This window comes from Polynucleobacter wuianus, from assembly GCF_001659725.1.
Classification (GTDB): domain Bacteria; phylum Pseudomonadota; class Gammaproteobacteria; order Burkholderiales; family Burkholderiaceae; genus Polynucleobacter; species Polynucleobacter wuianus.
On the sequence record NZ_CP015922.1, the window covers coordinates 2,019,845 to 2,042,904 of the forward strand.

General features: G+C 44.6%; 20 protein-coding genes. 16 read left to right on the plus strand and 4 right to left on the minus strand.

Annotation, left to right across the window (positions count from 1 at the left end; all coding sequences use genetic code 11):
- Positions 1-20: 20 nt before the first annotated feature.
- The 9 genes from A8O14_RS10395 (at position 21) to A8O14_RS10435 (ending at position 9,962) form a co-directional block, all read left to right on the plus strand.
- Positions 21-1,283, plus strand: coding sequence for a putative Na+/H+ antiporter (locus A8O14_RS10395; protein ID WP_068949444.1), 1,263 nt, complete (start codon positions 21-23; stop codon positions 1,281-1,283).
- Positions 1,284-1,349: 66 nt separating this feature from the next.
- A complete protein-coding gene (gene miaB / locus A8O14_RS10400; protein ID WP_068949445.1) occupies positions 1,350-2,696 on the plus strand; it encodes a tRNA (N6-isopentenyl adenosine(37)-C2)-methylthiotransferase MiaB in 1,347 nt (448 codons plus the stop codon).
- 88 nt (positions 2,697-2,784) lie between these two features.
- The gene (gene ybeY, locus A8O14_RS10405) at positions 2,785-3,165 is read left to right on the plus strand and encodes an rRNA maturation RNase YbeY (RefSeq protein ID WP_255531430.1); all 381 of its coding nucleotides are present in this window, start codon (positions 2,785-2,787) and stop codon (positions 3,163-3,165) included.
- 37 nt (positions 3,166-3,202) lie between these two features.
- Complete coding sequence (locus tag A8O14_RS10410) at positions 3,203-4,039, plus strand: HlyC/CorC family transporter (protein WP_068949447.1); 837 nt, start codon at positions 3,203-3,205, stop codon at positions 4,037-4,039.
- Positions 4,040-4,047: 8 nt separating this feature from the next.
- On the plus strand, positions 4,048-5,571 hold the full coding sequence (lnt, locus tag A8O14_RS10415) for an apolipoprotein N-acyltransferase (protein WP_216861569.1): 1,524 nt from the start codon (positions 4,048-4,050) through the stop codon (positions 5,569-5,571).
- A gap of 59 nt (positions 5,572-5,630) precedes the next feature.
- Entirely contained in the window at positions 5,631-6,503 is an 873-nt protein-coding gene (gene glyQ / locus A8O14_RS10420) for a glycine--tRNA ligase subunit alpha (RefSeq protein ID WP_068949448.1), read from the plus strand.
- 8 nt (positions 6,504-6,511) lie between these two features.
- The gene (gene glyS, locus A8O14_RS10425) at positions 6,512-8,650 is read left to right on the plus strand and encodes a glycine--tRNA ligase subunit beta (protein WP_068949449.1); all 2,139 of its coding nucleotides are present in this window, start codon (positions 6,512-6,514) and stop codon (positions 8,648-8,650) included.
- Complete coding sequence (gene gmhB, locus A8O14_RS10430; protein WP_068949450.1) at positions 8,647-9,219, plus strand: D-glycero-beta-D-manno-heptose 1,7-bisphosphate 7-phosphatase; 573 nt, start codon at positions 8,647-8,649, stop codon at positions 9,217-9,219. Before glyS ends, gmhB begins: the two co-directional genes overlap by 4 nt.
- Before the next feature lie 8 nt (positions 9,220-9,227).
- Positions 9,228-9,962 carry a lysophospholipid acyltransferase family protein gene (locus tag A8O14_RS10435; RefSeq protein ID WP_068949451.1) on the plus strand — a complete coding sequence of 245 codons (735 nt, stop codon included), beginning with the start codon at positions 9,228-9,230 and terminating at the stop codon, positions 9,960-9,962.
- A 4-nt stretch (positions 9,963-9,966) separates the two neighbouring features.
- Here the strand turns inward: A8O14_RS10435 and rsmA are convergent, their stop codons facing one another.
- The 4 genes from rsmA to A8O14_RS10455 are packed head-to-tail and all read right to left on the minus strand — an operon-like array spanning position 9,967 to position 15,711.
- On the minus strand, positions 9,967-10,743 hold the full coding sequence (rsmA, locus tag A8O14_RS10440; RefSeq protein ID WP_068949452.1) for a 16S rRNA (adenine(1518)-N(6)/adenine(1519)-N(6))-dimethyltransferase RsmA: 777 nt from the start codon (positions 10,741-10,743) through the stop codon (positions 9,967-9,969).
- Between the two features lie 3 nt (positions 10,744-10,746).
- Positions 10,747-11,754, minus strand: a complete 1,008-nt coding sequence (pdxA, locus tag A8O14_RS10445) for a 4-hydroxythreonine-4-phosphate dehydrogenase PdxA (protein WP_082913208.1) — start codon at positions 11,752-11,754, stop codon at positions 10,747-10,749.
- Entirely contained in the window at positions 11,729-13,189 is a 1,461-nt protein-coding gene (locus tag A8O14_RS10450) for a peptidylprolyl isomerase (protein WP_071608684.1), read from the minus strand. Before A8O14_RS10450 ends, pdxA begins: the two co-directional genes overlap by 26 nt.
- The gene (locus A8O14_RS10455; RefSeq protein ID WP_068949454.1) at positions 13,186-15,711 is read right to left on the minus strand and encodes an LPS-assembly protein LptD; all 2,526 of its coding nucleotides are present in this window, start codon (positions 15,709-15,711) and stop codon (positions 13,186-13,188) included. Before A8O14_RS10455 ends, A8O14_RS10450 begins: the two co-directional genes overlap by 4 nt.
- 33 nt (positions 15,712-15,744) lie before the next feature.
- Here A8O14_RS10455 and A8O14_RS10460 point away from each other — a divergent pair, with 33 nt between their 5' ends.
- The 7 genes from A8O14_RS10460 (at position 15,745) to purH (ending at position 23,057) form a co-directional block, all read left to right on the plus strand.
- Positions 15,745-16,746, plus strand: coding sequence for an aminoglycoside phosphotransferase family protein (locus tag A8O14_RS10460; protein WP_068949455.1), 1,002 nt, complete (start codon positions 15,745-15,747; stop codon positions 16,744-16,746).
- Between the two features lie 12 nt (positions 16,747-16,758).
- Positions 16,759-17,475: an N-acetylmuramate alpha-1-phosphate uridylyltransferase MurU gene (murU, locus tag A8O14_RS10465; RefSeq protein ID WP_068949456.1), complete on the plus strand. Its 717-nt coding sequence runs from the start codon at positions 16,759-16,761 to the stop codon at positions 17,473-17,475.
- Positions 17,468-18,832 carry an aminopeptidase P N-terminal domain-containing protein gene (locus A8O14_RS10470; RefSeq protein ID WP_068949457.1) on the plus strand — a complete coding sequence of 455 codons (1,365 nt, stop codon included), beginning with the start codon at positions 17,468-17,470 and terminating at the stop codon, positions 18,830-18,832. The genes murU and A8O14_RS10470 overlap by 8 nt, the downstream gene beginning before the upstream one ends.
- Positions 18,833-18,834: 2 nt before the next feature.
- Complete coding sequence (locus tag A8O14_RS10475; RefSeq protein ID WP_068949458.1) at positions 18,835-19,992, plus strand: FAD-dependent monooxygenase; 1,158 nt, start codon at positions 18,835-18,837, stop codon at positions 19,990-19,992.
- A 153-nt stretch (positions 19,993-20,145) separates the two neighbouring features.
- Positions 20,146-21,162: a tRNA dihydrouridine synthase DusB gene (gene dusB / locus A8O14_RS10480; RefSeq protein WP_068949459.1), complete on the plus strand. Its 1,017-nt coding sequence runs from the start codon at positions 20,146-20,148 to the stop codon at positions 21,160-21,162.
- Between the two features lie 35 nt (positions 21,163-21,197).
- Positions 21,198-21,437, plus strand: coding sequence for a helix-turn-helix domain-containing protein (locus A8O14_RS10485; RefSeq protein ID WP_068949460.1), 240 nt, complete (start codon positions 21,198-21,200; stop codon positions 21,435-21,437).
- A 39-nt stretch (positions 21,438-21,476) separates the two neighbouring features.
- Positions 21,477-23,057, plus strand: coding sequence for a bifunctional phosphoribosylaminoimidazolecarboxamide formyltransferase/IMP cyclohydrolase (purH, locus tag A8O14_RS10490; protein WP_068949461.1), 1,581 nt, complete (start codon positions 21,477-21,479; stop codon positions 23,055-23,057).
- Positions 23,058-23,060: the final 3 nt, after the last annotated feature.

Consider the following 23,060-nt stretch of genomic DNA (forward strand, 5'->3'; position numbering starts at 1 on the left):
CCACCTGCTACCATTCTGCTATGAACTTTACCCCTACAGAACTAGGCGCAAGTGTAATTTTTGCAATTGCAGTCCTACATACCTTTTGTACCAGCTATTTCGAATCCCTTGCTAAGAAAATTCCAAGGCATGCTGGTCTTTGGCACCTTCTTGGTGAAGTAGAAATTGTTTTTGGTTTTTGGGCGGCCGTTCTCATTATCTATATCAGTCTTATCGATCACTTAGGTTCTGCAAAAGCCTACTTGGATAGCCGTAACTTTACTGAACCCTTGTTTGTCTTTGCCATCATGATCGTGGCGGGTAGTAAGCCTATTTTGTATTTTTCCACACAACTTCTACATTTACTTTCTAGAGGGCTGCAGTTATTACTTCGCACTCGCAGCGCTCCCATTCTTTATTTTTTAACCCTCGGTGCAACGCCACTGCTAGGCTCTTTAATTACCGAGCCAGCAGCGATGACCTTAGCTGCATTTTTATTACGTGATCTGGTTTACCGCCACCAATGTTCTAAGCCTTTACTGTTTGGAACCTTGGGTGTTCTTTTTGTGAATATCTCTATAGGTGGAACACTCACGAATTTTGCTGCCCCACCGGTACTGATGGTTGCCTCCACCTGGGACTGGAGCTCAGCATTTATGTTTAGTAACTTCGGCCTGGAATCCTGTATTGCAATTTTTATTAATGCTCTAGCTGCAACGCTGTTATTTCAGCGTCAGTTAATTGAGCCGAATGAATCTCAAAAACCTACCAGGATTCCGGTTGCCGTGATTGCAATGCACTTACTCTTTTTATTAGGCGTAGTCGTATTTGCACATGACCCTATTATTTTCATGTGGCTCTTATTATTTTTTATCGGCTACACCACAGCCTACCCAAAACATCAAAGCCCACTAATTCTGAAAGAGGCCTTGCTCGTTGGATTCTTTTTGGCTGGATTAGTTGTGCTGGGAGGACTTCAAGGTTGGTGGTTGCAACCTATTCTTGAAATGATGAGTCCTACTGCAGTATTTTATGGAAGCCTAGCACTAACTGCCATTACAGATAATGCGGCACTGACTTATTTGGGGTCACTTGTGACCGGCACCTCACTCGAATTTAAGCTAGCTCTGGTTGGCGGTGCGGTTGCGGGCGGCGGCCTAACAGTGATAGCCAATGCGCCCAATCCTGCAGGCATCGCGATCTTGAGAGCACATTTTCCGAATGGGGCGGTATCAGCCCTCTACCTTCTGCTTGCTGCATTACCACCCACATTAGTCGCAATTGCAGCCTATCGCCTCTTATAAACCAAGAGAAGTGCTTCCACAGTAAAATCTGAGCTTCGCCCCCAGTTATAAACCTGAGAACGGCATATGAAAAAGCTCTATATCAAAACCTTTGGCTGTCAAATGAACGAGTATGACTCGGGCAAGATGGCCGACCTACTCCACGCTGACGAAGGCATGGTTATGACCGACAGTCCAGAAGATGCGGACGTCGTGCTTTTAAATACCTGCTCCATTCGAGAAAAAGCAGAAGACAAAGTCTTTTCTGATCTGGGTCGTTTACGTGAGCTCAAGAAAACGAAGCCTAATTTACTGATTGGTGTTGGCGGATGTGTAGCAAGCCAAGAGGGCAAGCAGATTGTCAGTCGCGCACCTTATGTTGACGTAGTTTTTGGTCCACAAACCCTGCATCGTTTAAGTGATCTGCTTGCGGAGCGTCGTAAAACCGGAGTCTCTCAGGTCGATATCTCTTTTCCAGAGATTGAAAAATTTGATCGTCTCCCAGCCTCACGTCAGACGCGCGGTTCAGCTTATGTGTCCATCATGGAGGGTTGCTCAAAATATTGTAGCTACTGTGTGGTGCCCTATACCCGTGGCGAAGAAGTATCTCGGCCTTTTGATGATGTCTTGACGGAGGTTGCGGGACTTGCAAGCAAAGGCGTTAAAGAAATCGTCTTGCTCGGACAAAACGTTAATGCTTATTTAGGAAAAATGGGCGGCACAGACGAGATCGCAGACTTTGCACTACTGATTGAATATATTGCTGAGATTCCCGGAGTCGAGCGCATTCGTTTCACTACAAGTCATCCAAAGGAATTTACACAGCGCTTAATTGACGTCTACGCTAAAGTACCCAAGCTTGTTAGCCATCTCCACCTACCAGTGCAGCATGGCTCTGACGCAATGCTTTCAGCTATGAAGCGGGGCTACACCGCTCTTGAATACAAAAGTATTATTCGCAAGATGCGAGCAGTTCGTCCTGATCTCACATTGTCTAGCGACTTTATAGTGGGCTTTCCAGGCGAGACAGATGCTGACTTTGAAAAATTATTAAAGATGGTGAAAGAGCTTGAGTTTGATAATAGTTTTTGCTTTATCTTCAGCCCTCGACCAGGCACACCAGCCGCCAACTTAAGTGACGACACGCCATACGATGTAAAACTCAAACGTCTTCAAACTTTATTAGGCGTCATTGAAGGTCAAGCCAATCAGATCAGTCAAAATATGTTGGGTAATACCGAAAAAGTATTGATTGAGGGGTTGGCAAAGGATGGAGCGAATTTGCAAGGCCGCGCTGAAAATAATCGCGTAGTCCACTTCACTGCTCCCGATCAAAATATTGAATCTTTGATCGGCAAAATGGTAGACATCGAAATTACTGAGGTCCTTAATTACACCTTGAGGGGTGAGTTGGTAGAAGCCCATGCAAACTAAGGCCAAAATAGGCAACCCAAAGCTATTAGTGGATATTCAAACTGCTAGCCCAGCAATTGAAGCATCTCTAAACAAAGTAGCGTCATCCATGCTGATTAAGAAGTGGGTCAAAGCAAGCGTTCAGAGCGAAGGCTTGCTGACACTGCGCTTTGTGAATAGATCCGAGGGGAAAAAACTGAATCACGCGTTTCGTAAAAAGGATTACGCAACCAATGTATTAACCTTTCCTTACGAACTCTCCAAGAAAAATGTAGTAGCTGACATTATTTTTTGCCTTCCTGTTGTTCAGAAAGAAGCCAAGGAGCAAGGGAAGACATTAAAAGCGCATCTCGCCCATTTAATTGTGCACGGTTGTCTTCATGCTCAAGGGTATGATCATGAGCATGGAAAAGATGCAAAAAAAATGGAAGCGCTTGAAGTCAGGCTTCTCAAGGAGCTAGGATTTACCAACCCTTATTTGGTGAACTAATTTTTATCCCGTCACATTTCTAGGCTATTCTTACTGCATGCCCGACCCCAAATCCTTATTAGATCTCCTGGCTGATTTTTTATCACCCCAGCCTACAAGTCCGAGTGAACGCCGTCAGGAACTGATTGAAACGCTGCGTGAAGCCCAAACTGAAGGACTAATTGATGCTGATGCACTCTCCATGATTGAGGGTGTTTTTCAGGTGGGTCAGTTGTGTGCTCGAGATATTTTGGTTCCACGAGCACAAATTGATTGGATTGATATCAACCAATCCCTAGCTGAAATTGTGAAGAATGTGATTGAAGCTGCGCACTCTCGCTTTCCTGTTTTTGAAGGTAGTCGCGATAACGTTATCGGTATTCTATTGGCCAAAGATTTATTACGACACTCCACAGAAAAAGATTTTCAAGTTCGCGATTGGTTAAGGCCAGCGGTATTTATTCCGGAATCTAAACGTCTCAGTGTTTTATTGCGTGACTTTAAAGATAATCGCAATCACTTGGCTGTTGTTGTGGATGAGTACAGCGGCATCGCAGGCATCATTACTATCGAAGACGTACTCGAGCAAATTGTTGGCGATATCGAAGATGAACATGACATTGACGAAGAAGCCGACAATATCATCTACTTAGATAATGGTGATATTCGCGTTAAAGGCATTACCGAACTTGATCAATTGAACGAAACACTCGGCACCCACTTTGCCGTTGAAGATATTGAAACGGTTGCAGGTCTGGTGATTCAGCATCTAGGTCGCGTTCCGAAGATGGGCGAGCTGATTGAGATCGATGGTATTGAATTCGAAGTACAGCGTGCTGACCCACGGCAAATTCATATTTTGCTCGCACGTCAAAAAACCAAAAAAGTAGACTAAGGGCTCACTTGCTTAATCAGCAAATCTCTAAGGGTAGTTCTGTAATACCGCTCCTAATCCTTTTTATATTAGGTGGCATCCTCGCCGCTGCAGCAGAGATTCCATATGGTGGTTGGATACAAATTCCTCTTCTAGCATTGGTGTGGTGGCAACTAGAACTTAATCATTCTAAAAAAATTTCATTCAATTTTGTATCAGGCCTTCTATTTGGCGTTGGCTATTTTGTCGTAGGTTTATGGTGGCTGTATATCAGCCTGCATGACGTAGGCGGTATGCATCCTTTACTTTCATGTGCTGCGGTATTTCTTCTTTCAGCATACATGGCTCTGTATTTTTCTATAGCCTCACTAGCAATACCTCTGTTTCAAAGGTCTAAGTTGAGTGGGCTTTTGCTAGCCGCAAGCTGGGTAATCACAGAATTTCTACGGGGCTATATCTTTACCGGCTTTCCCTGGATGGGGTTAGCAGAGTCACAAATTAATGGCCCCTTTGCACCCATTGCACCCATCTTTGGTGGCTTAGCCTGTACCTTTTTAGCAATTTGGACTTCATGGGAACTTTTACAACTCAGAAAACGCGTTACCTTCAGCGCTAGCATCCTTCTTATTGCCATAGGATTAGCTCAAATTGCTGGACTAGCGAACTTCACCAAACCTTTTGGTGAGCCCATCAGCGTTCGTTTAATTCAAGGTAATTTCGAACAGACTCTGAAATTTAATCCACAGGCAATTGGTCAGCAGATTGATTTTTATGCATCAGAAATTAAAAAAGAGTCGGCTGATCTCATCATCATCCCCGAGACCGCCTTTCCATGGCCGCAAAACAATTTGCCCTCTGGCTTACTCAACTATTTACAAGACTTTTCAAATGTAAGTTCAAGCAATATCTTGCTTGGTCTCATTGGGGAGACATCTACCGACAGAGGGATGCAATACACCAATCGAGCAACAGGCCTATCTCCTAATGCACCCACCTACCAATATGACAAAGCACACCTAGTACCATTCGGTGAATTCATTCCACCCGGCTTTTATTGGTTTATCAAGGCATTTAATGTGCCCTTAAGTGACTTTGCAAAAGGCAATCTTGAACAAGCTCCGTTTAATATTCTGCGCAAAAACCAAGAGACGATTCATGCAGCCATCACGATCTGCTATGAGGATGTATTTGGGGGTGAGCTGGCCTCTCGTATTCACAACAGTAAAGAGCCAGTGAATGTATTGATCAATATGACTAACCTTGCATGGTTTGGCCAATCTCAGGCACCTACTCAACAATTGCGACTGTCGCAACTTCGCTCTCTTGAAACGGGATTACCTGCTTTACGCGCCACCAATACTGGAATTACTTCCGTCTTAGGCCCCAATGGGAAGGTACTGCAATCACTGCCAGAATTTACCCAAGCAAGCTTAAGTACCCAAGTCCAAGCCTATGATGGAAAAACGCCTTTTGTAACTTGGGGAAATTTCCCGATTTTGAGCATTTCTTGCCTGCTGCTGATCTGGGGCTTAATTCGCTATAGACGTTTTTAGTCATTTTTGTCTCTGTAACGTCCTAGCCATGTAAAATCAATGGCTTAGCCAGGTTAATCATGCTTACTTTTCAGCAAATCATTCTCAAACTTCAAGATTATTGGGACCAACAAGGTTGCGCCCTATTGCAACCCATCGACCTCGAGGTAGGCGCTGGTACATCCCATACCGCGACTTTCCTGCGAGCAATTGGACCAGAGCCTTGGAAGGCAGCCTACGTTCAACCATCACGCAGACCAAAAGACGGTCGTTACGGTGAAAACCCGAATCGCTTACAGCACTACTATCAATATCAAGTTGTGCTCAAGCCTGCACCTGAAAATATTCTTGAGCTCTATTTAGGATCGCTTGCAGCCCTTGGTCTTGACCTCAAAGAAAATGACATTCGCTTTGTAGAGGATGATTGGGAAAATCCAACTTTAGGTGCCTGGGGCTTAGGTTGGGAAGTTTGGCTCAATGGCATGGAAGTGACCCAGTTCACTTATTTCCAGCAAGTAGGCGGCTTAGATTGCAAGCCCGTCTTAGGCGAAATCACTTACGGCATTGAACGCCTGGCAATGTATATCCAAAATTGCTCTAATGTTTATGACCTCGTTTGGGCAGATGGTATTTCTTATGGTGACGTTTATCACCAAAATGAAGTTGAACAATCTTGCTATAACTTTGAACACTCCAATACAGATTTGCTCTTTGCAAATTTTAGTAATTACGAGAGTGAAGCGAAGCGTTTAATGGAAGTTCCATTGGCATTGCCTGCATATGAGATGGTTCTCAAGGCAGCACACACCTTCAATCTCTTAGATGCGCGCGGCGCTATCTCAGTTACAGAGCGCGCGGCTTATATCGGTCGTATTCGCAATCTATCCCGTGCGGTTGCGCAAGCCTATTTTGAATCCAGAGAGAAGCTTGGCTTCCCTATGTGTCAACGTTAATCTAAAGTATGAGCACATCAAATTCAAACACTCAATCAGCAAACTTGTTGATTGAAGTATTTACTGAAGAATTACCCCCTAAATCTCTACGTCGTTTAGGGGATGCTTTCAGTGAAGGCATTTTTACCCACCTGAAGTCTGCCAACCTCACAACAGATTCATCCAGTGTTACTAGCTTCGCTACTCCACGTCGACTAGCAGTACAAATAAACAATGTACTCAGTCAAGCACAAGATTGCCCGGTGAGAGAAAAGCTTCTCCCAACTAGTATTGCATATGATGACAATGGCAAAGCAACACCACCACTTCTTAAAAAATTAGCAGCACTTGGGCATGCAGATATTGATCTATCGACCCTAGAAAAATCTGGTGAAGGTAAAAATGAGGCTCTCTACCTGAATGTGGTTGCTAAGGGCGCAGCGCTTGAGCAGACTGCACAAACTGCACTTGAGCAAACACTAAATAAATTACCAATTGCGAAAATGATGCACTACCAAGTGCAACAAAAAGATGGTCAATTGGCGGATGTGCAATTTGCCCGTCCAGCACATCGTATTATTGCTCTGCACGGCTCTACAGCGCTCAATATCAGCGCGCTTGGTATTGATGCAAGCAAGCAAACTGAGGGGCACCGCTTCTTGGCACCTGGCGTCCTCACCATCAACTCCGCAGACCAATATGAGAGCGATTTGCAAAATAAAGCTAAGGTTATCCCGAGCTTTAATAAACGTCGCGCACAAATCGAAGCTGCACTCTTAAAAGCAGCAGGCGATGATTTAGTCTTGATGCCAGACAGTCTTCTGGATGAAGTAACTGCGCTTGTTGAATGGCCATCGATTTATGAGTGTCAGTTTGATCAAGAGTTTCTAGAGGTCCCACAAGAATGCTTGATCCTCACAATGCAGACCAACCAGAAGTACTTTGCTCTTACCGACAAACAAGGTAAGTTACGCAATCGCTTTTTGATTGTTTCCAATATTGAGACAGCGACTCCCAATGCGATTATTTCTGGTAATGAACGTGTTGTTCGTCCACGGCTTTCTGATGCGCGCTTTTTCTTCCAGCAAGATCAAAAGCGCCCTTTAGCCTCTCGCGTTGCAGACCTTGGTAAGGTGGTTTATCACAATCAACTTGGCAACCAATTAGATCGTACGAAGCGCGTCCAAGCAATTGCTACAGGTATCGCACAAAAACTCAAAGCGGATGAAAAGTTAGCTAATCGTGCAGCAGAAATTGCAAAGACCGACTTGCTCACCGATATGGTTGGTGAGTTTCCAGAGCTTCAAGGCATCATGGGCTCTTACTATGCAAGCCATGACGGCGAAAATACAGAGGTTGCGGCTGCTTGTAGTGAGCACTATATGCCCCGCTTTGCTGGTGATGCACTACCAAAAACTCAAACCGGCACCATTCTTGCCATTGCTGATAAGTTAGAAACGCTCGTTGGCATCTGGGGTGTAGGTTTAGCACCAACTGGTGATAAAGATCCCTACGCATTGCGCCGTCATGCGCTTGGTATCTGCAGACTTCTATTAGAAAAAAATCTTTCTTTAAGCCTTCCCGATCTTATTGAACTTGCACGTGTGCAGTTCTCTCAAAAAGATGTACAAGAAAAAGCTAAAGTTGCTGATATTTACGAATTCATCATTGATCGCATGCGTGCTTACTTACGGGATCAGTCGGTTTCAGGAAAACCATTTACCAGCGCAGAAATTGATGCTGTATTGGGCCAATCACCATCACAAATTCATGATTTGATTGAACGCTTAACTGCCTTGCGTGAATTTAATGCACTTCCACAAGCTGCTCAGTTAGCTGCAGCCAATAAGCGCATTAGTAATATTCTCAAGAAAACAAGCACCACCATTCCAGCGACTTGTTCTAGCAAGCTTTTACAAATTCCAGCAGAAATAGCCGTCAATAAAGCGTTAGAACAAATTACATCCACCTTAAATGCTGCCTACGAAAAACGCCAATTCGTGGAACTCTTGAAAGCACTAGTAGCTTTGAGCGACCCAATTGACCAATTCTTTGCAGATGTCATGGTTATGGATCCCAATCCCGAGCTACGTGATAACCGTTTAGCACTTCTGCAACAACTTCACCAGAAAATGAATCTCGTTGCCGATCTCGGCAAATTAGCATGAGCACCAGCTCTTCTAAACTTATTATTCTCGATCGCGATGGTGTGATCAATGAAGATCGCGATGATTATGTGAAGTCTGTTGATGAATGGATACCTCTTCCGGGAAGCCTAGAGGCAATCGCACTTCTAAATCAAGCTGGCTATCAAATTGCGATCGCAACCAATCAGTCCGGCCTGGCAAGGGGTTACTTCACCATTAATGACTTGCATGCAATGCATCACAAAATGGAGAAATTATTGCAACCCTTTGGTGGCAATATTGACAGTATCTTTTTTTGCCCCCATACCGATGCCCACGCGTGTGATTGCCGTAAACCGGCGCCAGGCCTGATGAAAGAAATTGCACTGCTATATAGAAGAACTGATAGTACCCAGCCTTTATTGGGCGTTCCTATTGTGGGCGATTCCCTTAGGGATTTACAAGCTGGGGTAGTACTTGGTGCCTCGCCCCACTTAGTGCTCACTGGCAAAGGCGAAAAAACCTTAGCCAAGGGTGGCTTACCAGAGGGCACGCAAATTCATACTGATCTCATGGCTTTTGCAACTACACTGCTAGAAAACCAAGTCTAGGATTTTTCATGGTCTTCATCCGCTCCACACTATTTACCCTATTTTTACTGGTCTTCACGCCAGTTTGGTCTGTACTTTGCATGTTAGCTTTTCCATTTTTAAGTCCAGAAAATCGCTATAGCTTTATTGGCCTCTGGAACAAAGTTGTGATTTGGTTGCTATGGCATCTCTGTGGCATTCATTACGAAATTCGCGGCATAGAACATATGCGAGCAGCTCTAAACCAGCCTGTAGTTATTTTAAGCAAGCATCAATCTGCCTATGAAACGATAGCCTACATTGCTCTGCTACCAAAACAACTCTGCTTTGTCTTCAAACGTGAATTGCTCTGGATTCCATTCTTTGGCTGGGCTTTAGCTTTACTGAAGATGATTCACATTAATCGCGCCAATAAACAAACAGCAGCTTTATCTGTAGCTAGCCAAGGCCGTAAGCGTCTTAGCGAAGGTAAATGGATCATGCTCTTTCCCGAGGGTACTAGAACGCCGAGAGGCTCGACAAAACCTTACCGTAAAGGTGGTGCACGTCTGGCAAGTGCAACTGGTGCCTTAGTTATTCCAATTGCGCATAACGCAGGTTCTTGTTGGCCAAAAAATAGTTTTCTTAAAAATCCTGGGACAGTCATTTTTTCAATCGGCCCTGCAATTACTTCCGAAGGAAAATCTGGAGAAGAATTACAACAAGAAGTAGAAGGCTGGATTGAGAATGAAATGCGCGTGATTGACCCAAGCGCTTACAAATAATTATTTAAACGGCTAATAGCTTAGCCCACTCGATGTAGCGGTCAACTGAAATATCCTGAGCTCTAGCCTTAAGTTCCTCATCAGATAAACCTAAGCGTGCTGCAAAAGCCTGTAAATTGGTGCGCAACATTTTTCTTCTTTGGGAGAATGCAGCGGCAACGACTTGTTCTAATGAATTCCATTGAGATTGAGTCAAACTAAAATCTTTTCTCGGAATCATTCGTACTACCGCAGAATTTACCTTGGGGGCTGGATCAAAAGCTTCTGGTGGAACCTCAAGAACCAATTCCATCTCATAACGTGCTTGAAGCATCACTGAAAGCCTACTGAAATCTGAGCTTCCAGCTTGAGCAACCATTCTCTCAACAACTTCTGCCTGCAGCATAAAAACTTGCTCATCAATATGCTCTGCCGCTTCAACCAAATGAAATAGCAATGGCGAAGAAATGTTATATGGCAAATTACCAACTACCTTACATAGCCCCATTTTTTTCGAACGATTTTGCGCCCATGCATCAAAATTAAATTTGAGAGCGTCTCCTTCAATAACAGTCAGACCCTTTAGATTTTCTTGATTCCAATATGCCACTAAATCTCGATCAATCTCTAATAAATCAAGTTGATCAAGATTGCTCAGAAGAGGTCTAGTTAAGGCGCCCAAACCTGGACCAATTTCGATGACATGCATATCCTGGCTAGGATTGATTAAGGCTACTATCGAATAAATAATGCCTTGGTCTTGTAGAAAATTTTGTCCAAAGCGTTTGCGAGCGCGATGCATGGACTAAGCCTTCTTTTTTTGATTGAGGGCTAATTGATAAGCCAAACGTAGCGCTTCTAGCATGGAGCCAGAATCTGCGATTCCTTTTCCAGCGATATCTAGGGCGGTACCATGATCTACGGAAGTGCGAATAATCGGCAAACCTAAGGTAACGTTAACGCCATCGCCAAAGGTCACAAACTTAAATGGTGCCAAGCCCTGATCGTGATACATCGCTATATAAGCATCAACGGCTTCTAGAGAGGCTGGATCAAACATAGTATCGCCAGGATAAGGACCTGAGACATTAATCCCAAGTTTTTTTGCTGACTCGATTACAGGACCGATGATTTCAATTTCCTCTCGACCCAAGTAGCCTGATTCACCAGCATGAGGGTTTAGTCCCGCCACTCGAATTACAGGATTTGGTATGGCAAACTTGGTGCGCAAATCATGCTGCACTATTTGAATAGTTTCGAGTATACGTTCACGCGTCAATGCAGCAGAGACTTCCTGCAATGGTAGATGGGTAGTGACAAGGGCCACTCTTAAATCTCTAGATGCTTTTAGATTTAAAAAGCCTCTGGGGAGGGTTGCGCAAAGCATCATGACTACATGATTTTTCTTGCAACGCCCTGCTAAATATTCTGTATGGCCAGTGAATGCCGTGCCAGCTAAATTCATAACACTCTTCTGAATCGGTGCGGTAATCATCGCATCGAAACGCCCATCCATACATCCATCAATCGCTTGATTCAAGGTATTGATAACATATTGAGCATTCTGATGATTCAAAACTCCCGCTTGCACAGGCGCTACTAAAGGAATAGCTTGGGTTTGCAAGCGCTCAGAAGCATTTAGATGATTTTTATCTACCGCTTCTAACAAATCCCGATCACCCAATAAGGTAATTATTGCATTGGGTTGCTCGGCAAGAAACTGCTTTGCAGCCACTATCGAAACTTCAGGACCAATACCGGCAGGCTCCCCGGTGGTTACTGCTAAATTAACGAGGGGCACTTGCAGCTGCATCATCTACATTCAAGATTTTTACCGTTGCTGTATCTCTTAATTCACGTAACCAATCTTGATAGGCTTGCTCGAATTTTCTTTCGCGAATAGCAGCACGGGCAAATTGACGCTGCTTTTCAACAGTAAGCTGAGCTTCGCGTCGCTCCAGCACCTGAATCAAATGCCAACCAAATTCAGTCTTTACGGGATTACTGACTTCACCAATCTGGAGGCGATTCATGGCCTGCTCAAATTCAGGAACTAGGTCGCCAGGCCCCATCCAGCCAAGATTTCCCCCGTTTGAAGCCGAACCATCTTCCGAGAACTTCTTAGCAAGCTCACCGAAATCTGCAGTCTTTGCGCGTACCTGATCACGATAGCCGGCAAGACGACGCTCTGCATCCTGATCATTTAAGCCGGCACGATTACGCAATAAGATATGACGGGCCATCGTTTGGGTAATAAGAATATTTTGTGGCGCAGCTGATGAAGTTTCTTGTGGAGTGGCCTGTGGTTGTGGATTTGTACCTGTCACTACTGCACGACGGTCCAATACCTTAAGCACGTGATAACCCGCGGGGCTTTTGACAACAATATTTGCAACCTGACCACCCCCGGTATTTCGAATAGCTTCATAGAATAATTGGGGGAGCCTATCTGGAGTGCGATAACCTAAATCTTGAAATTTAATCTTAGGATTTTCTTTTGCCGCCATAGCGCCAAGCTGCAGAAAATCAACATCGCCTTTAGCGTCACGCAGTAATTGATCCGCCTTCTTTTTGGCTTCTGCCTGAGAGCCTACACCAGCAGAGGAATCAATTGGTATAAAAATCTGTGCTACATCTATCTCTTCTGGCTCACCCTTTGCCGCCGGAGCTGAACGCTGAACACCGCCACCATTCATGGCACGAGTTCTTTCAGAGATAAAATTATCAATTTCAGCATCTGAAATCTTGATCTTTCCCTCAACTTCTCGCTCACGATATCGCGAGAGAATCACATCATCACGTAATAGCTGCCTATATTTCTCAAAGGTACTTCCAGACGCAATGACTTTAGCCTTGAACTCGGCAACACTAATTTTATTTTTGTCAGCAATATCAGCGATGATTTTATCGAGCTCTTTATTGGTTACGACAATACCCTCTTGCTCAGCATTCTGAAGTTGAATTTTTTCAATAATCAAGCGCTCAAGAATCATCTTTCGCAAAGAGCCATCATCTGGAAGCGTTGCCCCCTGTTTTTTTAGCGCAGCAATTCGATCGTCAATTTCTTTGCGCGTTACATAACCAGTATTGACTACGGCAGCAACGCCATCAATATTACGAATCTTGCTATCGGTTACTACATTCGCTTTTGACACATCTTGCGCTCCTGCATAACCAAATATAGCGGATACACCCAACAAGAATATGGTGCAAAAAAATGATTTCAAGCTAATTCTGTAAAGCGTCATTGATAGTTCTCATATATAGATGGTGGAATAGGCTTTGAAGTTGGCATATACCCAGGAACATTTAACTTCATGATATCAACTGGGTTGCTACCAGCGCTAGCAAAGCCCCTAAATTCGATCTGAAAGAGCACTTGGGTAGTCGTAATAAGGGAAGTATTGACCGCCTGCGAGTAAGCACCACGAAAAGTCCAGCAATCTCTGGTCCACTCCAAACCAATCAAGGTATTCAAGGTTTTAATCGTTAATGCATCATATCCCCAGCGCCCTAGTACAGAAACCTCTCTGGTAAGCGGCCATTGGCCAGAAATATTGTATTGATCTGTTGTTGTGGCTGCCGGCACATAGGTTGCTTGGCCATTCTGTGCAGATGGTTGAAGTGGTGGAGACCAAACATTGCGGTATCCAAAATTCAGACTTCTTCCTGGGGTTGGCCGCCAGCTTGCGCCCACAGTAGTTTGCACAAAACGATTTAATTGCGTGTTGTACTGACCGAACATATCGGCACTGAAATTACCAAGCAATCGTACTGAAGCAGAGCCCAAGGTATCAGAGTACGTAGTTGGATTGGCAATGTTTCCATTTAAACCCACTTTCTGTCCTGTAAATTGCTGTTTTTGAGCAAGCGTTACGTTAGCGCGCTCAGCTCCTGTGTTCGCCTCAATCATGCGACTTGTCAAACCTAGTGTTGCTGCATTGGTATCAGCAACACGATCATTACCAATAAACGTATTAGCTGTAAAAATTTGTGAAACGCCAAAACCTGCATCAGCTGTATCAAATACTGGTGTGTTAGCCTGACTTTGATACGGAGTGAATGCATAAAACGCTCTTGGCTCCATTGTGAGTAACATATCGCGCCCAAAAAAACCTTTCAGCTCAGAAGCCTCTCTCTCAAACGCCAATCCAGAATCTAAACTGAATGTTGGAATCGTAAATCCCTGAGCATTCGGAACGCTACCGGATACATAAGGAGTAGCGTTATAGGTGTTCGACTGAAAGCTAATTGTTGGCGTAATGTAATAACCAGGTGTGACCTGTGGAAGCGCTAATGCGCCCTTGACTACTGTTCTATCTGCCTGAGTGTAAGCACCAGGAGGTGGAGCATTGAAGTTGCTTCCCAAGGCATAGGCAAAGCGTGTGTAATCCGTTGAGAAAGTTGTCTTTGGGCCAGTAGGTAATGCTAGGTACTTACCACTTGTATCGGATACTACTGGGCTTAATTGATTGTTATATGCAGCAGTAATATTTGGCAGTACGTTATATGGCGCTTGCACTAAATTATTAGGGTCTGGCTGCAAAGTTTGAAAGCTAGCTGCTTTAGCGCCAACCGTCCAATTACTTAACTCACCAGTTAATTGCTTGCTTGTACCAACTTCTTGACGGAACTGACTAGTAACCTGTCCTGCAATGCTTTGTGAAAAATCCGTTGGGTATAAGCTATCCGAGACCCGCGCCATATTGACATAACCGTTCCACGATCCGGGCAACGGCGCACCGCCAGGACCAACACCACCAGCAAAAATTTGACGCTGTTGCCAATCGTATTTCCAACGATTTGTTCCTGTTTGTTTATCGTAGGGCAAGTACTCGCCAGTCGCTACTCCAGAATATTCTTTATCTAAGAAACGGTAAGACGCGCCTAACATAAAACCACGATGATTCATTTCACGAGGAAGCAACAACAAGTCGCGATTCGGCGCGATATTAACGTAATAAGGTTGAGTAATATCCAAACCATTATTTGAGTTGTATCCAACAACTGGTGCTAACAAACCAGTTCTGCGCTCACCCGACGTTGGGGCGGTGAAGTAAGGAACATAAGCAATGGGCACATTAAAGAAACGCATTACACCGTTAGTGCCAACCATTTCTTTTTGCTCGTTATCGATCTCTAAACTACTTACCGTGAAATACCAGTCCATATTTTCTGGGGTACAAGTAGTGTAAGTAGCTTTGTCAAATACAAAAATGTCAGAGTTTTCAATCGTCAGTTTTTTTGCAGTGCCATTTCCACGAGTGTCTCTAAGTTCGTATGTGGGGGTTTCCATCGAACCCTCACGAGCATCAACTTTAAATTGACCTTTTGGTCCTTTAAAAGTGGTATTACCTTTAGATAACTCGGCATTACCAAGCAAGTCTGCAATATCAGTATCTGGGTTATAGGTAATTTCATCCGCCTTTAAAACGGCGCCATTGCGGCGAATCTGGGCACGCCCTTTAAGATGCATGTCACGCTCAACCACTCCATCAATAGCATCACTAGAAGTGAAAGTCAGTGCCTCGCCATCTGCAATCGGTTTACCTACGCGAAGTTGATCATCCAGCTTAAGAACGGTGACATTTCCCCGATCTGGCAAGAGTGTGAAATTCTGTGTTGCCTGTGAAACTGGGGGTAGAGCTGCTGGTGCTTGAGCTCTTACTGAAAACGGAACTTGAAGCAATGCCACCCCCATCAGTACGCGCAGGGTTATGGCTAAAAAAAGAGGGGCGCGAAAGCCGGCGCGAAGGCGATAATGACTCATGGATCCAGACCCCGCTTATTATACGAATCGACCATGACTGACGCTCGCTTAAACACCCTCCATAACTGGCTAAAAGCCCTCCAGCCTAGCTGGCAATTAGATCTCGATACTTTAGCACCAGCCTCGGCAGATGCCAGCTTTCGCCGCTATTTCAGAATTGAGTCCCAAAACCCAGATTTTGGGACCTTGATCATCATGGATGCGCCTCCGCAACATGAGCCATTAGACTCCTTTATTAAGGTCGATTTATTACTCACTGAGGCAGGCTTAAATGTTCCAAAAATATTGGAACAGAATACAACCGAGGGCTTTCTTTTACTAAATGATCTTGGCAATGCAACCTACCTTGCCGAACTCAATGATCAAACAGCAAAGCCTTTATACCAAGATGCAACTCATGCATTAATACAGATGCAGCTGGCAAGTAAACCGAATGTATTGCCAAACTACGATGAAGCGCTTCTTCAGCGTGAGTTAGATTTATTTCCAGAGTGGTATTTAAAGAAACACCTCAATATTCAACTAACCAACATACAGCAAGAGCAAATTAATACATCCTTCGAACTCATTATTGCGAACAACTTAGCGCAAGCAAAGGTATATGTTCATCGCGACTATCACTCACGCAATCTCATGGTGACTGCAATAAATAATCCAGGTGTATTAGATTTCCAAGATGCAGTGTATGGGCCCATCACCTATGATGCGTCTTCACTATGGCGGGATGCGTACATTGCCTGGCCCGAAGAAAGAGTGATTGATTGGGTTATTAACTTTTGGGAACAAGGTCGTAAAGCTGGCCTACCTATGACAGAGGACTTCGGACAGTTCTATCGGGACTTCGAGTGGATGGGCTTACAGCGGCACCTCAAGGTTCTTGGCATCTTTGCCCGGCTCTTTCATCGTGATGGCAAAAATGGGTACCTGAAAGACATCCCATTGGTTTTGGAATACGCAATAGCAACAGCAAATCGCTACATTGAACTAAAACCATTAGCTCGCATTTTGGAATCCACGCGCACCAACCAAGAATAATCCGTAAAAATCATGGGTAAAAGCGATCTTCTTCCTTGTCTTTTGCTTGCCGCAGGCAGGGGTGAGCGCATGCGCCCACTCACAGATAATCTACCTAAGCCCTTGCTCACTATCAAAAACAAATCACTACTTGCATGGCACCTAGATGCACTGTCCAGGGCTGGACTCCAAAATGTTGTCATCAACCATGCATGGTTGGGCAACAAAATAGAGGCGACCCTGAGATCGGGAGAGGAATTCGGCGTACGAATTGAATACTCACCAGAAGGAACCGCATTAGAAACCGCTGGTGGAATTGCAAAGGCTTTACCACTTCTTCAACCAGAAGATTATTTTTTGGTGATAAATGGCGATGTATTTAGCCCTAATTTACCCATAAATAAAATCTTGGAAAAAGTCGCCATATTGAGATCTGACCCGAACATACCCATGGCACATCTTTTGATGGTTCCAAATCCAGTACAGAATCCTGAGGGTGATTTTTTCTTGGAGAACGCGCAAATAAGCTCTCGAGACTTGGGTGCGGGTGAAAAACTGACTTTCTCTGGAATCGGCCTCTATCACAAGGATTTATTCAAGGATCTGGCAATAGGTACGCCAGCTAAATTAGCACCCCTCCTGCGTGTAGCTATGGAGCAAAATAAAGTGACTGGTGAAAAATATGTCGGTCCGTGGCACGATGTAGGTACACCGCAACGCTTACAAGAGCTCAATGCAGCATATGAATAAAACAGATATTTATCAGCTACGCAGAAATACATTAGCCAAACAAATTTTTAACAAGACTGGTGGTGGCATTGCTGTTATTGCAACGGCGCCTGAGCTTAGACGCAATCGCGATAGTGAATTTCCCTATCGCCATGACAGCGACTTTTTCTACCTAACGGGATTTGAAGAGCCTGGTTCAACCTTAGTGATGAATATCATCGCCAATGGAAAAGGTTTTGAACTCGAATCTCATTTATTTTGTAGACCTAAAGATCTTGAGCGAGAAATCTGGGATGGTATTCGCTTAGGTCCAGAGGCCGCACCAAAAGCTTTGGGTATTGAGTTTGCTCACAGCAATCAAGATCTGGATCAAAAACTGGGTGAATTATTGGCAGACCAAACCGCAGTTTTTGTGCGATTAGCAGAAAGTGCAGAAGCTGATCGACGCATACGCCACTGGATGAAGCAAGTACGTGGACAAGCCCGAAGCGGCATTAATCCACCAACAGAATTTCATGATGTCGAAGCGTTGATTCATGAAATGCGATTATTCAAAGATGCTCATGAAATTGATATTATGCGTCGCGCTGCGGCAATCTCTGCACGCGCCCATATACGGGCAATGCAAGCCTGCAAACCGGGCATGCGTGAATACCAACTCGAAGCTGAATTACTTCACGAGTTTCGTAATAGTGGCTCACAAAGCGTGGCCTACAACAGCATTGTTGCGGGAGGGGCTAACTCTTGCATTCTGCACTATCGCGCAGGATCAACTGAATTACGCAGTGGTGAGCTTTGTTTAATTGATGCTGGCTGCGAATTAGATGGCTATGCATCTGACATCACGCGTACATTTCCCGTCAACGGAAAATTTACTGGGCCTCAGCGGGCGCTCTATAACATTACCCTAGCAGCACAAGAAGCTGCTATTGCAGCAACCAAGTCTGGCAATACATTCATGCAACCCCATGATGCTGCACTCAAAGTCCTTACCCAAGGTTTGCTCGATGAAAAACTTCTCAAGCTGGCTGAAGTGGGCTCTCTAGAGAATGCTATTGAGACTGGAGCCTATCGTCGCTTCTATATGCACCGTACTTCCCATTGGTTGGGCATGGATGTTCATGACGTAGGTTCTTATCGTGAATCCATCAACTCTAATCAAGATGAAAAGCCTTGGCGCATTCTCAAAAGCGGTATGGTAATTACCATCGAACCAGGCCTATATGTCAGGCCGGCAGATGATATTGATGAAGCATTTTGGAATATCGGCATCCGCATCGAAGATGATGCCGTTATCAATGACTCCGGTTGTGAATTGATCTCTCGTGGCGCTCCAGTCAAGGTAGATGAAATTGAAGCACTCATGAAAAACAGCTGAACATGAGCACAAATGACTATGACATCTTGATTCATGGTGGTGGGCCTGTTGGTCTTGCCTGTGCAGCATGGATCTTACAGAAATTTCCCGAAGCTAAACTCACGCTACTAGATCGCAATCCCGTCAAGGACGAAGATCTTATAAACGCAGATAGCAGGGGTATTGCTCTATCACATGGAAGCAAACTCCTGCTGGATACGATCGATGCGTGGCCAACAGATTGTGCTGACATTCATCGTGTTCATGTTTCACAAGCTGGCCGCTTTGGTCGGGCACTCATGACTCGCGAAGAGCTTAAGCAAGAGGCCCTTGGTCATATTATTCGCTATCGCGATATTCACATTACTCTTCGTCAGGCCCTAAGAAAGATTAAAGCAAATAGTCCAAATTTCGTTTGGGAACACATTGATAGCAATGTTGATCACGTACCCATGAATGCCCGCTGTGTGGTGCATGCAGAGGGTGGTCTATTCAAAAAACAAGATTGGGTCGAATCCGGAAGAGACTATGGACAATCGGCTTTAGTGGGCTTAGTAGAGGTAGAAAATGCTATACCTCATCAGGCTTGGGAGCGTTTTACAGCAGAAGGGCCCTTAGCAGTGCTGCCAAGTCACTATGGTGACAATATTCTTAATCTCGTTTGGTGCGGATCACCCGAGCCATCAAAAGATCGCTTACAACTCAGCGAACAAGATTTTCTAGCTTCCCTACAAAAAGAATTTGGTTCGCGTATCGGACGTTTTCTTAAAATTCAAGATCGTCGATTGTATGAACTTGGTTTGAACTACCGCAAGCAAATTACAAAAGACAATGAAGTCTGGATTGGTAACGCTGCGCAAACTTTGCATCCGGTTGCAGGACAAGGTTTAAACCTGGGCTTACGTGATGCTTTCTTGCTCGCTGAAAAATTGGCAGGTCTTTTTTCAAGTTCAGTGGAAAATCAAACGCTAGTGCAAATTCAAGATGCCCTTGAAAATTATGCGCAAAGCCGAAAAGCAGATAGAACAACGACGATTGGTTTGACAGACTTTATGGCGCGAGTTTTCACCTCAAATCTTGCCCCAATAGTAGTAGCTCGTGGATTGGCTTTATCAGCCCTTCAGTGGCTTCCACCCATAAAGACAGCCTTAGCCCGCCAGATGATGTTTGGCAGGCGCTAAAAGGCTTAAATACCCCTCAAAACGCATACTCCTTCACTTTGAATTAAATCCAATAATCTGCCTAAAAAATAGGCAGATTTAGGCCCGACTGTGCTAAAGTGTCATGCTTTCCGTAAGACGCCCACAAAGCTGCCCAAGCAAAGCTCCAAACAGATGAAGATTGGCTCACACACCCTGTCAAATAGACTTTTTGTCGCCCCTATGGCTGGGGTAACAGACCGCCCGTTTAGGCAACTTTGTAAAAGATTGGGTGCTGGTTATGCCGTCTCAGAAATGGTGGCATCGAACGCCCTCCTCTGGAAAAGCGAAAAAACCCAACGTCGCACAAATCATATTGGTGAGTTCAAACCAATCGCAGTTCAAATTGCTGGCGCAGATCCCGCGATGATGGCTGCGGCTGCAAAAATTAATGTAGACCACGGCGCACAAATTATTGATATCAATATGGGATGCCCAGCAAAGAAAGTTTGCAATGTTGCAGCAGGCTCAGCCTTGTTGCGTGATGAACCACTGGTGCAACAAATTTTAGATGCAGTTGTAAATGCGGTTGGCATCGGCCCAGATGCAGTACCTGTCACTTTAAAAATTCGCACTGGCTGGGATCGTGAACATAAAAATGCAATTGAGATTGCACGCCTTGCAGAACAATCTGGCATCTCTATGCTTACCGTTCATGGTCGTACACGCGCAGATCTTTATCACGGTGAAGCAGAGTACGAAACGATCACTGCCGTTAAGAATAATGTCAATATTCCCGTGGTTGCAAATGGTGATATCAACACACCTGAAAAAGCACAGTTTGTTTTAGAGACTACTGGTGCTGATGCGGTCATGATTGGACGTGCCGCTCAAGGGCGCCCTTGGATCTTCCGTGAAATTAACTATTTCCTAGAGACTGGTGGCAAACTGCCCACACCAGAAATCAATGAGATTCAGGGCATCATGAATGCTCATCTCTTGGATCACTATGAGTTCTATGGTGAGCATATTGGCCTACGTACAGCCCGTAAGCACATCGGCTGGTACTGCAAAGGATTACGCGACTCACATAGTTTCCGTCAACGCATGAATACTGCAGATGACTGCAAAACCCAATTGCAAATGGTCAATGATTTTTTCGATGAGATGAAATCTCACTCCGACCGTTTACTTTTTTTAGAAGCAGCTTAATTAGTACCCAAGTTATTTTTTAGATTTGAATATTTATGACCAATAAGCATCCCATTACCGAATGTATTGAAACGCAACTACAAGGCTATCTCAATGACCTTAAAGGTACGCCCCCGAACGACATCTATCAAATGGTATTAGCGGTTGTTGAAAAACCAATGCTTGAGCTTGTCATGCAGCATGCTAAACAAAATCAATCCTTAGCTGCCCAGTACCTCGGCATCAACCGCAATACCTTGCATAAAAAACTTGTAGAACACCAGCTGCTTAAATAATTACTAAGCCATTTCATTATTAAAACTTTCTGAAAACATATGATCCGTACTGCACTCATCTCCGTCTCTGATAAAAATGGCATCGTGCCTTTTGCTAAAGCCCTCCATGAGCAAGGCATCAAATTGATATCTACTGGAGGTACTGCAAAGCTTTTAGCTGAAAACAACTTGCCTGTAGTCGAAGTTTCAACATTGACCAAATTCCCAGAGATGCTGGATGGTCGCGTAAAGACACTTCACCCAATGGTGCATGGCGGTTTATTGGCTCGCAGAGACTTTCCAGAGCATATGGCAGCGCTTAAAGAGCATGGCATAGACACCATCGATATGCTAGTGATCAACCTCTACCCATTTAACGAAACTGTTGCAAAAGAAAATTGTTCTTTTGAGGATGCTGTTGAAAATATCGATATTGGTGGCCCTGCCATGCTGCGTGCTGCCGCAAAGAATCACCAAGATGTCACCGTGCTGATCTCTCCAGAAGATTACGCTCCAGTGTTGGCAGAAATGAAAGCTAACAAGAATACAGTTTCATACAAAACGAATTTAGCATTGGCTAAAAAAGTATTTGCCCATACTGCGCAATACGATGGTGCGATCGCCAATTACCTCTCCGCACTGGGTGACGACCTAGATCACAAAGCTCGGTCTCCTTACCCAAAAACCTTGCATCTTGCTTTTGAAAAAGTTCAAGAGATGCGTTACGGCGAGAACCCACACCAGTCTGCAGCCTTCTATAAAGATATCCTTCCAGTCGAGGGTGCACTTGCGAACTACAAGCAATTGCAAGGAAAAGAACTCTCTTACAACAATATTGCTGATGCTGACTCTGCCTGGGAATGCGTTAAAAGCTTTACTGGTAATGCTGGTGGGGCTGCTGCCTGTGTCATCATCAAACATGCTAATCCTTGTGGGGTAGCCGTAGGGGGAACAGCACTAGAGGCTTATCAAAAGGCCTTCAAAACTGACCCTAGTTCAGCATTTGGCGGCATTATTGCTTTTAACGTTCCATGCGATGGAACTGCTGCCCAAGAGATCTCCAAGCAATTTGTAGAAGTATTGATTGCTCCTAGCTTCAGCGATGAAGCAAAAGCCATCTTTGCTGCCAAACAAAACGTTCGCCTCCTAGAAATTCCACTTGGTACCGCATTTAATACATTTGACTTCAAACGTATTGGCGGGGGCTTGTTAGTTCAATCACCTGATGCGAAAAATGTTCTGCAAAGTGAGATGCGTGTCGTTAGCCAAAGACAGCCTACCCCAAGCGAAATGAATGACATGATGTTCGCCTGGCGTGTTGCCAAGTTTGTGAAATCCAATGCAATTGTGTATTGTGCCAATGGCATGACCTTAGGCATTGGTGCTGGTCAAATGAGTCGAGTTGACTCAGCACGCATGGCTAGCATTAAGGCTGAAAATGCTGGCTTAAGCCTTAAAGGCTCAGCAGTTGCCAGTGATGCCTTTTTTCCATTCCGGGATGGTTTGGATGTGGTTGTTAACGGTGGTGCAAGTTGCGCCATTCAGCCAGGCGGTAGCATGCGTGATGATGAAATCATTGCTGCAGCGAATGAGCATGGCATTGCCATGATCTTTACTGGCACGCGGCACTTCCGTCATTAAGAA

What these genes read in the sequence shown, in the direction of transcription:
- A8O14_RS10395 (WP_068949444.1), top strand. Translation starts at nt 21, where the DNA reads ATGAACTTTACCCCTACAGAACTAGGCGCAAGTGTAATTTTTGCAATT.
- miaB (WP_068949445.1), top strand. Translation starts at nt 1,350, where the DNA reads ATGAAAAAGCTCTATATCAAAACCTTTGGCTGTCAAATGAACGAGTAT.
- ybeY (WP_255531430.1), top strand. Translation starts at nt 2,785, where the DNA reads ATGCTGATTAAGAAGTGGGTCAAAGCAAGCGTTCAGAGCGAAGGCTTG.
- A8O14_RS10410 (WP_068949447.1), top strand. Translation starts at nt 3,203, where the DNA reads ATGCCCGACCCCAAATCCTTATTAGATCTCCTGGCTGATTTTTTATCA.
- glyQ (WP_068949448.1), top strand. Translation starts at nt 5,631, where the DNA reads ATGCTTACTTTTCAGCAAATCATTCTCAAACTTCAAGATTATTGGGAC.
- glyS (WP_068949449.1), top strand. Translation starts at nt 6,512, where the DNA reads ATGAGCACATCAAATTCAAACACTCAATCAGCAAACTTGTTGATTGAA.
- gmhB (WP_068949450.1), top strand. Translation starts at nt 8,647, where the DNA reads ATGAGCACCAGCTCTTCTAAACTTATTATTCTCGATCGCGATGGTGTG.
- A8O14_RS10435 (WP_068949451.1), top strand. Translation starts at nt 9,228, where the DNA reads ATGGTCTTCATCCGCTCCACACTATTTACCCTATTTTTACTGGTCTTC.
- rsmA (WP_068949452.1), bottom strand. Translation starts at nt 10,743, where the DNA reads ATGCATCGCGCTCGCAAACGCTTTGGACAAAATTTTCTACAAGACCAA.
- pdxA (WP_082913208.1), bottom strand. Translation starts at nt 11,754, where the DNA reads ATGCAGCTGCAAGTGCCCCTCGTTAATTTAGCAGTAACCACCGGGGAG.
- A8O14_RS10450 (WP_071608684.1), bottom strand. Translation starts at nt 13,189, where the DNA reads ATGACGCTTTACAGAATTAGCTTGAAATCATTTTTTTGCACCATATTC.
- A8O14_RS10455 (WP_068949454.1), bottom strand. Translation starts at nt 15,711, where the DNA reads ATGAGTCATTATCGCCTTCGCGCCGGCTTTCGCGCCCCTCTTTTTTTA.
- A8O14_RS10460 (WP_068949455.1), top strand. Translation starts at nt 15,745, where the DNA reads ATGACTGACGCTCGCTTAAACACCCTCCATAACTGGCTAAAAGCCCTC.
- murU (WP_068949456.1), top strand. Translation starts at nt 16,759, where the DNA reads ATGGGTAAAAGCGATCTTCTTCCTTGTCTTTTGCTTGCCGCAGGCAGG.
- A8O14_RS10470 (WP_068949457.1), top strand. Translation starts at nt 17,468, where the DNA reads ATGAATAAAACAGATATTTATCAGCTACGCAGAAATACATTAGCCAAA.
- A8O14_RS10475 (WP_068949458.1), top strand. Translation starts at nt 18,835, where the DNA reads ATGAGCACAAATGACTATGACATCTTGATTCATGGTGGTGGGCCTGTT.
- dusB (WP_068949459.1), top strand. Translation starts at nt 20,146, where the DNA reads ATGAAGATTGGCTCACACACCCTGTCAAATAGACTTTTTGTCGCCCCT.
- A8O14_RS10485 (WP_068949460.1), top strand. Translation starts at nt 21,198, where the DNA reads ATGACCAATAAGCATCCCATTACCGAATGTATTGAAACGCAACTACAA.
- purH (WP_068949461.1), top strand. Translation starts at nt 21,477, where the DNA reads ATGATCCGTACTGCACTCATCTCCGTCTCTGATAAAAATGGCATCGTG.